Origin of the sequence: Micromonospora andamanensis (assembly GCF_016863495.1) — a bacterium.
In the GTDB taxonomy this organism is placed as follows: domain Bacteria; phylum Actinomycetota; class Actinomycetes; order Mycobacteriales; family Micromonosporaceae; genus Micromonospora; species Micromonospora andamanensis.
In genome coordinates this window covers 1-7,779 of record NZ_BOOZ01000094.1, presented here as the reverse complement: position 1 = coordinate 7,779, position 7,779 = coordinate 1, and the positions used below count along the sequence as shown (strand labels likewise).

Annotated in this window: 10 protein-coding genes and 1 pseudogene; 7 read left to right on the top strand and 4 right to left on the bottom strand. The window is 66.8% G+C overall.

Annotated elements, in window-relative coordinates; genetic code table 11:
- The 5 genes and pseudogenes from Van01_RS32505 to Van01_RS32485 form a co-directional block, all read left to right on the top strand.
- A pseudogene (locus Van01_RS32505) lies at nucleotides 1-221 on the top strand (hypothetical protein); the annotation flags it as partial.
- Nucleotides 221-982, top strand: coding sequence for a bifunctional DNA primase/polymerase (locus tag Van01_RS32500; RefSeq protein ID WP_239093818.1), 762 nt, complete (start codon nucleotides 221-223; stop codon nucleotides 980-982). The pseudogene Van01_RS32505 and the gene Van01_RS32500, both read left to right, overlap by 1 nt.
- Before the next feature lie 23 nt (nucleotides 983-1,005).
- Nucleotides 1,006-1,200 (top strand): hypothetical protein, encoded by a 195-nt coding sequence (locus Van01_RS33385; RefSeq protein ID WP_239093817.1) that lies wholly within the window; start codon nucleotides 1,006-1,008, stop codon nucleotides 1,198-1,200.
- The gene (locus tag Van01_RS32495; protein ID WP_239099442.1) at nucleotides 1,197-1,583 is read left to right on the top strand and encodes a hypothetical protein; all 387 of its coding nucleotides are present in this window, start codon (nucleotides 1,197-1,199) and stop codon (nucleotides 1,581-1,583) included. Before Van01_RS33385 ends, Van01_RS32495 begins: the two co-directional genes overlap by 4 nt.
- 806 nt (nucleotides 1,584-2,389) lie before the next feature.
- Nucleotides 2,390-3,007: a dihydrofolate reductase family protein gene (locus Van01_RS32485; protein WP_204015766.1), complete on the top strand. Its 618-nt coding sequence runs from the start codon at nucleotides 2,390-2,392 to the stop codon at nucleotides 3,005-3,007.
- A gap of 49 nt (nucleotides 3,008-3,056) precedes the next feature.
- On the opposite strand, the gene Van01_RS32480 is transcribed toward Van01_RS32485, so the two are convergent.
- The gene (locus tag Van01_RS32480) at nucleotides 3,057-3,566 is read right to left on the bottom strand and encodes a site-specific integrase (protein WP_204015765.1); all 510 of its coding nucleotides are present in this window, start codon (nucleotides 3,564-3,566) and stop codon (nucleotides 3,057-3,059) included.
- Nucleotides 3,567-3,601: 35 nt separating this feature from the next.
- Between Van01_RS32480 and Van01_RS32475 the strand changes: the two genes are divergently transcribed.
- Both Van01_RS32475 and Van01_RS32470 read left to right on the top strand, forming a co-directional pair.
- Nucleotides 3,602-4,174, top strand: coding sequence for an MFS transporter (locus tag Van01_RS32475; protein WP_204015764.1), 573 nt, complete (start codon nucleotides 3,602-3,604; stop codon nucleotides 4,172-4,174).
- On the top strand, nucleotides 4,171-4,449 hold the full coding sequence (locus Van01_RS32470; protein WP_204015763.1) for a hypothetical protein: 279 nt from the start codon (nucleotides 4,171-4,173) through the stop codon (nucleotides 4,447-4,449). Before Van01_RS32475 ends, Van01_RS32470 begins: the two co-directional genes overlap by 4 nt.
- Nucleotides 4,450-4,467: 18 nt before the next feature.
- On the opposite strand, the gene Van01_RS32465 is transcribed toward Van01_RS32470, so the two are convergent.
- The 3 genes from Van01_RS32465 to Van01_RS32455 are packed head-to-tail and all read right to left on the bottom strand — an operon-like array spanning nucleotide 4,468 to nucleotide 6,990.
- Complete coding sequence (locus Van01_RS32465) at nucleotides 4,468-5,073, bottom strand: response regulator transcription factor (RefSeq protein ID WP_204015762.1); 606 nt, start codon at nucleotides 5,071-5,073, stop codon at nucleotides 4,468-4,470.
- Nucleotides 5,070-6,245 (bottom strand): sensor histidine kinase, encoded by a 1,176-nt coding sequence (locus tag Van01_RS32460; RefSeq protein WP_204015761.1) that lies wholly within the window; start codon nucleotides 6,243-6,245, stop codon nucleotides 5,070-5,072. The genes Van01_RS32465 and Van01_RS32460 overlap by 4 nt, the downstream gene beginning before the upstream one ends.
- Entirely contained in the window at nucleotides 6,220-6,990 is a 771-nt protein-coding gene (locus Van01_RS32455) for a sensor histidine kinase (protein WP_204015759.1), read from the bottom strand. Before Van01_RS32455 ends, Van01_RS32460 begins: the two co-directional genes overlap by 26 nt.
- Nucleotides 6,991-7,779 lie beyond the last annotated feature (789 nt).

Here is a 7,779-nt window from a genome sequence, read left to right as displayed (position 1 = left end):
TTAGGCGCACACGGTCCGACCCCGCCACTGAATTGCACCGCCGCCCGACCTACGTCTGGAGCAGCACGTCAGGCCGCTACTGCGACGCGGCCGAGGGTGTGCGCTCGTTCCTGCAAGGGCCGCACTGGCCGGCGCACACCCCGGCCGCGATCGCCGGCCAGCCCGAGCCCGCTCCGCATCGCTGCCCCGCCGGTAACCCGCCCCCGCCCCTGCCCGCCTGATGGAAGGGAGACACCTCGTGCCTAACCCCGATCTGCTGGCCGCCGCCTTGGCCCACGCCGCGCGCGCCTGGCACGTCTTCCCGCTGCGACCCGACAACCGCATCCCGCCGATGAGAATGAGGCGAGGCGGCCCGCGTTCCCCAACCGGTGCACCGCCGACCGGTGCGACCGCACCGACCCGCGCTGCCGCGCGGCAGGCAGGCACGTCGGGTGGGAGGAACGCGCCACCACCGACCCCGACCGCATCCGCCGCGCGTGGTCAACGCGCCCCTACGGCGTGGGATCGCGTGCGGCCCGTCCGGTCTGCTGGTGGTCGACCTGGACGTGCCCAAGCACCCCGCCGACACGCCGCCCGCCGAGTGGGCCGGGGCGCGAGACGGCGGGGACGTGCTCGCCGCGCTCGCCGACCGGCACGGCGTCCCGTCGAGCCGACCTACACCGTCACCACCGGACGCGGCGGCAGCCACCTCTACTACCAGTTCCCCGAGGACGGGCCGGAGCTGCGCAACACCGCCGGAGACCGGGGCGGACTCGGATGGAAGGTGGACACCCGCGCGCACCGCGGCTACGTCGTGGCCGCCGGCTCCACCGTCAACGGCCGCCCCTACACCCTGGCCCTCGATTGTGAGCCCACGCCGCTGCCCGGGTGGCTCGCGTCCCTGCTCGCGCCGGCCGAGCGGCCGGCGTACCGGCCGACCGCGGTTGCCCTCCCGGCCGACCGGCGCGGCCGGTACCTGGCCGCCGCCAGGTCGCCCACCTGACCCAGGCCCTGTTCGCCTCAGCGGTGGCGCTCGGCCAGCTCGCCGCCGGGGGCGCGCTCAACGAAGCCGACGTGTACGCCGTCCTGGAACCGGCCGCGCGGTCCCTGCCCGGCCGCAAGCCGTTCACCGACCGGGCGATTGCCCGCACGATCGCGTCCGGGCTGCGCGTCGGCGCACGCCAACCCCGCCACCTGGCCAGCATCAGGGAGGCAGCATGACCGAGCGGTTGCAGATCGGCACCGACCCCGAATCGATCCGGGTTCTCAAGGCCGCGCTGGTCGGCGGGGTGCTGCCGGACACGTACGTGTCGGCCGGGTCGCTGGTGCACACGGAAGCCGTGTCCGGCGGGCTGGCCGCCGCCGATGAGGACTCGCCGCTGCCGGTGTCGGCCAGCGTGGTCACCCCCGCCGGGCTGGCCGGACTGCTCGCCGAGCACGCCTACGTCTACCGGCTACGCGCTCGCAAGAGCGACACAGGTGCCCCGGAGATGCGAAGAGAGGGACCCGAACATGCCCCGCCAGGCGGACTTCGACACAGACTAGTCGTGTCGGCGTCGGCGTCGGCGTCGGCTTGGCGGATCCAGTTACGCAGCGCCTCGTGATGCATACCAAGCTGCTCGGTCAGACGCCGGATCACCGGCTTCGGGTCCGACTCCCGGTACAGGCGCACAGCGCGCCGACGTAGCTCGGGCTACTTCTTCAGTGCTGCCACGGACGACTTCCTCCCCCACGGCCATCAGGCCAAGGTCAAGAAGGTCCATGAAAATGGGATGGCTTATTCCGAGGGTCCTCCCGTACCGCTGGCAACCAGGCTGCTGTGGTGGCATCGGAACGAGTCATGCGCGGTCCGATGGCGATTTCACGACGCGCTGGGGGCGCCAACTTCTCTCTGCAGCGGTCCATCGAGCGGTGCCTGAGTTGGGCGCGCAACCCGCTTGGGCTGCTCGACAATGCCTTCGATCCGGCACCCCGAGGCCGTGAGCCGGGGGAGCGGACCTGACGGTCACTGGCTGGGCTTCGTTCCTTTCGGAGACGGTGATCCCGGTGCCTCTGCCCGGTCGAACCCGGCACGCACTGTCCGGCAAGCCGGCCACCACGTTCGGCCGGCGATCGAGCAGTGACCGGCGGCCGAGATCACCACGCTTGCCGTGCGCACGAGAAGGCTGCTTTGTAGGCACGCGGCCATCATTTGCCGCATAATAGCTATAAACTGTCCAAAACGGTCGCACTGTGATGGGCTCGCGGCATAGTGGCATCGCCCGGGCATGACGTTTCTCATCGGTTGCTGCCAACAACGGCATCTACGTGCCGGCGACCCGCGAGGGCAGAGTGTTGAAAGTACGGAGCAACGCAGCGGCAAGTTCGAGAGCTGCACGGTCGCTAAGGTCGTTAGTAAAGGAGACCAGGAATGACGCACGTAAACAACGTCCAGAGCCGCCGAGTCGTCGGCAATATTTCGCTCTCACTGGACGGCCGAACCAGCGGAGTCGGTGGCGACTACGACATGGGCTGGATCGTTCCCCACGCCATCACGGATGGTTCTCGCGCCCACATGGTTCGGGTGACCGGCGCAGCCACGACGGCCTTGCTCGGCCGGAAGAACTACGAGGGTTTCGGCGGATTCTGGCCTGCGGTCGCTCAGGACGAGAATGCCGACCTGCGAGACCGGACGTTCGCGCAGTGGCTGGATGCGGTCGAGAAGGTAGTCATCTCCTCTACCCTCAATGAGGCTCCCTGGAAGAACTCCCGCATTACCAGTAGTGGCGTGGGGGATGTTGTCAGGAACCTGCGCCAGCAGCCGGGTGGCGACATCATCGTTCTCGCCAGCGGCAGTGTGATCAGGGCTCTTCTGGCCGAGGACGAGCTCGATCGGCTGAGCATCACTCTCTGCCCTGAACTCGTGGGCGGTGGTGCGCGCCTGTTCGAGGACGGCCTGCCCGCCACCGCCTGGTCGCTGACCGACCTGTCCACGACTGAGTCGGGAGCGATCTGCCTGCTCTACGACAGGGTTCGAGGCGAAGGCTGATCCCACGCCGTACGAGGTCGACAACTGCTCGTGCCGCCACCAGAACGGGTTATCGAGGTGCCCATTGTGAGGCATGGGTAAGCGTTAAACGGCGGTCGGCCGGATCTCGGTCGACCGCCGTTTCGGCATGGCGTGGCTGGCCCACCTGATTTCCTAACTCATTCCGCTGTGGTGAGACGACAAGGGGGCCGACCGGCGTACGTCGGAAACCGGCAATAGAGGTGTGAGATTGCTGGTAAGCGGTCCACTGGGAGGCTGTTGGTGGCGCACTCTCGGTCGGCTTGGGTGGGCAAGCCGTAGCGCCGCGGGCGGATACTCTGCCGCCGCGATGGTTGAGTAGCGGCGCTTCCCTGTTGGCGGCGCCCGTCCAGTCGGGTCGCTCGTTTTCAATCCACAGTTTGAGGTCGGTACGTAGCTGAGCTTGCTCGTGCACGGGGACCTCGCGATACTTGTTGCCCTTGCCGGACCGGACGATGATCAACTCTTTGCGTGCGGACAGGCGGATGTCGTCCAGGTTAAATGCGACGACCTCGCATGCCTCGGCGGATGCAGAAGTCACCGATCGCAGCCAGGACGGTGTGGATAGTCGAGGGATTGCGTACCTCCAAGACTCCAATCATCGACCTACGACTGTTCCGGCACCGCTCGTTCAGCGCGTCAGCCGCGCTGATGTTTGCTGTCGGAGCGTTGATCACCTCCGCCGGCACGCTCGCCTACACCCAGCTACCGTCCGACCCAAACGACGTTCTCATGACCGCGTCTCTGGTGCTGCGTGACATCGGCCTGGGTGTGGTGGGGATCCCGACGATGGCAGCGGCGTATCACCAGCTACCACATTCCGCGATCCCTCGTGCGACCAGCGCCACCAACGTGATTCAGCGTGTCGGCGCCTCCATCGGCACCGCGCTGGTCGCTGTGATCCTTCAACAACAGATCAATGACCAGGCCAGCGGCGGCGCATCCCCCGAGATCCTCACTCACGCGATCGCGAAAACCTTCCGGTGGACGGTCGGGTTCGCGGTCCTTCTCCTCCCACTCGCCATGCTCCTGCCTCGAAGAAGAACCGGTAGAGCGCATCCGGGGCCGGCTGCGACCACACCGGCACCCGCCAGCCGGCGCCCAGAACACGCCGTCGGCACGGCCACGACCCGCACAATGGCGCCATGAACAGGAAAGACGCGATCCCGGCATGTCGGCACGCTGCCGTTGACACTCCCACCCTGGCAATGGGCACCATCCAGGCAATGAGCCCGATGGTGTTCACCGCTCTGGAGATCGAGCTGGACAGCGTCCGCGTACGGCCGGAAATCGATCACGGGCCGGTCCTGCTGCAGCAGGTGCACGAGGGCACTCTCGACGCCGCCATCATCACGATCGCCCAGCAGACCGTCGTCCCTCGCGGCTTGGCCGGAACCACGATGTCAAAGATCATTCGGTGTTGACAGATGGCCAGAGGGCTCTCAGATCCAGCCGGCGTCGCGAGCCGTCCGGATCGCCCCGATACGGTTGCTTGCGCCAGTTTTCGCGATCGCGTTGGACAGGTAGTTGCGGACAGTCGCGGGCGACAAGAAGAGGCGTGACCCGATTTCAGTAGTGGAGATGCCCTCCGCTGCGGCGCGCAGCACATCGGCCTCGCGCGGCGTCAGTGGGCTGGCTCCTGTCTCCAAGGCGGCGGCCACCAGGTCTGGATCGATGACTCGCTGGCCGGCTGCCACCCGACGAATGCCGTCAATAAGCGTGTCGGCGGGCGCATCCTTGACGATGAACCCGCGTACGTGGGCAGTCAGCGCGCGCAGCAGGTTGCCGGGTTGACTCAGCCCTGTCAGCACTATCGTTCGGCAGTCCGGTAACTCCTGGTGAAGTTGATGGGCTGCGCTGAGCCCATCGCTGCCGGGTAGGTCGATGTCGAGCAGAGCAACGTCGGGCTGCACGGCTAGCGCACGCGAAAGGATCTCGTCGCCACGCTCGACCTCCGCTACCACTTCGAAGTCGGGCTCTAAAGATAGGAGGGCGACCAGTGCCTTGCGTAGGATCGGCATGTCCTCGGCTACCAGAAGGCGGATCACAGGTCGCCGCCCGGTGCCTCGACAGCCAGCAGAAACTGACCGCCGCCGATCAGCCCTGACTGCACCGACCCGGCCGCAGCACGTGCACGCTCATCCAGCCCGGCCAGTCCGCTCCCATTGGCGGCACCCGGTCGTGCACCGTCATTGACAATCTCAAGTCGGACTGTAGTCGTCCGCCGCTCGATGCGCAGCCAGCACCGGCGGGCCTCACTGTGGCGTAGCATATTCGTCGTTCCCTCCCGTACCGCCCACGCGAAAAGTTCCTCTGCCTGACGGGATACCCGTGCAGCACTGACGTGTACGTCGGCATGAATGCCCGCCGCCGTCAACAGGGCCACGGCGCCGTCGATCTCGCTACGTAATGAGACACGTTGGGCTTCCCTGCTGACGTTGCGTGAATCGCGCAACGCGGTGCGCGCCACTGCGACAAGGCCGTCGAGCTCCTCGCGGGCCGCGGCCGGATCTCGTGACAGTAGCCGCAATGCCAGATCCCCTTTGAGTGAGACTGCCGACAGGCTCTGGCCGAGCAGATCGTGCAGATCCCGAAGGATGCGTTGCCGCTCGCCCTGTACCGCGACTTCCGCCAACGCGGCTCGCGCGGACGAGAGTTCATGCACGGCGCGCGCTAGCCGCGCCGACCAGAAAAGGGCACCCGAGCCGGTGACGAGCACTACGAGGACATAGAGTTCGTACAGCACCACACCCAACCAACCGCCACTAGCCCACAACGCTTCGTTGTAGTGCGCGTAGTACACCCCGATCGTCGCGGCCGCCGCGCTGACCGTCGTCACCACTGCTAGCCAGCGGGGCAGCAACAACCAGGCTGACGCTACAAGGTAGTTGCCTGACAATGTCCACTGGAACGGCGACCACCAAAGAGGTACGGCGAAGATCACGACCATCGCCGCGAAGGTCCAGCGCCAACCCGGCGGGTAACGCCCTTCGGAGAACGCGAAGCTGTGCCGAAGATTCAGCAACAGCTCGGCCACACCCAAGGCGGCCAACAGTGCGAACGCCCACGACCGCCCGTCTGCCTCCCCCTCGTTGATAGTACTCAGGCCGATGAAAATGCCGCCGAAGACCACGTTGACGCCGACGAGAAACAGCCGGCACTGCCTGTTGGTCAGCAGGGGGATGCTGCGATCATCACTCACCGTTTTCAATGGCCTCACGGCGGTCTCTCCCTCGCAGCCCGCGCAAATCGATCTGCGGCCGGCCATCGTGTGCCGTCACCACAATGTGACATTCGGAGACGGACTCGTCGGCGAGCAGCCGCGCAACCATTGCCCGCAACGTGGTGCGGAAGGCAGCGTCTTCTGTATCGCTCAGGTCCGCAGGCATGCTGACTCTGACGGTGATCCCGGCGGCGGTCATCAATGACGCTGCCGTGCTCAGGTCGCCGCGCCACGACGTGGCGTGATATCGGCTGACGAGCCTTCGAACCTCAGTAAGAGTCTGACGTGCGATGCCGATGACGATTCGTAGATCGCCCGATCGGCGAACGGGATTGGGCTCGGTCGCCACGCGCTCACCCTGGTCTGCTATCTGCTGCAGCGTGAAGTCGAGCCTGTGCCGAATTTCCTCATCGAGGCGGCGCCGCTCAACCCGCACTGCCTCGGACGCGAGAACCTCGCGGGCCGACTGCAACTGGGCGACGGCGCCGAGTAGTCTGGTCAGTGCAAACACCGTTGCGCCCCGAAACATCGCAGCAAATACGTACCAGGTCGCCCAGTACCAGCTTGCGCCGAGCATGAGCCCGAGCGGCGCGGCGGACGCGAGGACGGCCGCCGCGACCGGAATGGCCCAGGGGCGGCGCAGGACGAGCAATGCCGACACGGCCGGTGCATAGAGTACCGGCATCCAATCGGCGCCGACGACGGCCAGCCCTGCAAGTGCCATCGCCACGGTCAGGGCCACCGCCCACGGTCCGCCTCGGGGCCGCGCCCCAGCAGCCGCAGCCCAGACATGGCTGCAATGCGGCACCAACAGCAGCACAGCACATGTGACTGCCCACGTAGTGCGACGGACGTCGGGTCCGGTCTGATCCAGTGGGACTGCCACAAAGATCAGCTGGATGGCGACGAGGCTGGCCGTCGTCAACACCGCCGCAACCGGCGCATGACGCGACATCTGGCCGACCCAGGCGGACGAGCGCGGGGAGGGTGTCGGCGCCATCAAGGCCACTCGCCGCGGCCCGTGCAGCGGATTGGGTCGCACGGGATCCGGCTGCGGTGCCGGCAGGGGCGAAGGCGGCGGCAGTGGAGGGCCGTTCATCCTGGCGCCGGTTGAGTCACGCCGCGGTCGCATCGGTGCAGCGTAGCCCGGCTTTCGTCGAGTCGACAGGGGTGGAGCGACGCACCGAATCCGGCCCTGGGCGGTCGGTGCCTGCGTATCCGTCGACATGATTGGAACCTCACTCCCCGTGCCTCCACCACGATCGTTCAGCGACGGCGACGATGACCAGATGCGGCTGTCCGAAAGCTGCTGTGACATCTGTCATCGCACATGCGCGGACTCGTCGAGCATCGGCGCCCCGACGGGCGGGCTCATCCCAGCCGAGCCGAAGAATCCCAGAAGTAGCCGGCGAAGGCTCGTCATCGGGCTCGGGCTCGTCCGTGCGACTTCGTGCGCGTTGGTAGCTACCGGCCGCGACTCCCCGGAAGTAGTTCCATCCTGAATCCGCTGGTCAGTAGGTCTTGACCATTG

Bases quoted from the DNA above. Each gene is read 5' to 3' on its own strand.
- Van01_RS32500 (WP_239093818.1), top strand. From the start codon at position 221: ATGGAAGGGAGACACCTCGTGCCTAACCCCGATCTGCTGGCCGCCGCC.
- Van01_RS32495 (WP_239099442.1), top strand. From the start codon at position 1,197: ATGACCGAGCGGTTGCAGATCGGCACCGACCCCGAATCGATCCGGGTT.
- Van01_RS32485 (WP_204015766.1), top strand. From the start codon at position 2,390: ATGACGCACGTAAACAACGTCCAGAGCCGCCGAGTCGTCGGCAATATT.
- Van01_RS32470 (WP_204015763.1), top strand. From the start codon at position 4,171: ATGAACAGGAAAGACGCGATCCCGGCATGTCGGCACGCTGCCGTTGAC.